Source organism: Streptomyces sp. ID05-39B (genome assembly GCF_033794725.1).
Classification (GTDB): domain Bacteria; phylum Actinomycetota; class Actinomycetes; order Streptomycetales; family Streptomycetaceae; genus Streptomyces; species Streptomyces bobili.
Window position 1 is genome coordinate 1 of sequence record NZ_JARGEF010000531.1, and the last position, 840, is coordinate 840.

At 72.7% G+C, this 840-nt stretch carries 2 protein-coding genes; one reads left to right on the forward strand and one right to left on the reverse strand.

Annotated features, from left to right (window positions below; translation table 11 throughout):
• Positions 1–40 precede the first annotated feature (40 nt).
• Positions 41–493: an Lrp/AsnC family transcriptional regulator gene (locus P1P75_RS41725; protein WP_319265304.1), complete on the reverse strand. Its 453-nt coding sequence runs from the start codon at positions 491–493 to the stop codon at positions 41–43.
• Between the two features lie 82 nt (positions 494–575).
• On the opposite strand from P1P75_RS41725, the gene P1P75_RS41730 reads away from it, so the two are divergent.
• A partial coding sequence (locus P1P75_RS41730; protein WP_319265306.1) for a LysE family transporter occupies positions 576–840 on the forward strand: 265 nt, incomplete at its 3' end.

The window sequence follows — 840 nt, forward strand, 5'->3', positions numbered from 1 at the left end:
GGGCGGGAGCGGGAAGGGCGAGGCGCGCCGCTCGGGTGGTTCAGCCCGGCAGGGGCCGGTCGCGCACCACGTGCTTCATCACCAGCGTCGACGTGAGCCGCTGCACGCCCGGCAGGGTCGCCAGCCGCTCGTCGTAGAGCCGCTGGAAGGCCGCGAGGTCGGCGGTGGCCACCCGCAGCAGGTAGTCGGGCTCCCCGAACAGCCGCTGCGCGTCCAGCACGTGCTCCACCTCGCCGACGGCCCGCTCGAACTCGACGACCGTGTCCCGGTCCTCCTGCCGCATCGAGACGAAGACCAGCGCCTCGAAGGTCAGCCCGACGGCCGCCGGCTCCACCACGGCCCGGTAGCCGCTGATCGCGCCGGTCCGCTCCAGCTCCCGCAGCCGCCGGTGACAGGGCGAGACGCTCAGCCGCACCCGCGCGGCCAGCTCGGTCACCGTCAGCCGCCCGTCCTGCTGCAGCTCGGCAAGAATCTTCCGGTCCACGTCGTCCATGGAGCAGATCTTCCCCCGTAGTGGGCCATTTCGTGAAAACTTCGGGAACACCTTCGACCGTATCGCGCCTAATGTCCCCTCCATGGACTCCGGAACGCTGATCTCCTTCCTCGCCGTCGACCTGCTGCTGGTGTGCGTGCCGGGCGCCGACTGGGCGTACGTGATCGGCGCCGGGCTGCGCGGGCGCTCGGTGGGCCTGGCCGTGACCGGCCTGGTCAGCGGCTACGCCCTGCACACGGCGCTGGCCGCGGCGGGCCTCGCGGTCCTGGTCGCGGGGTCCCCTGCACTGCTCACCGCGCTGACGGTGGCGGGGGCGGCGTACCTGGTGTGGCTGGGGTGGAGCGTGC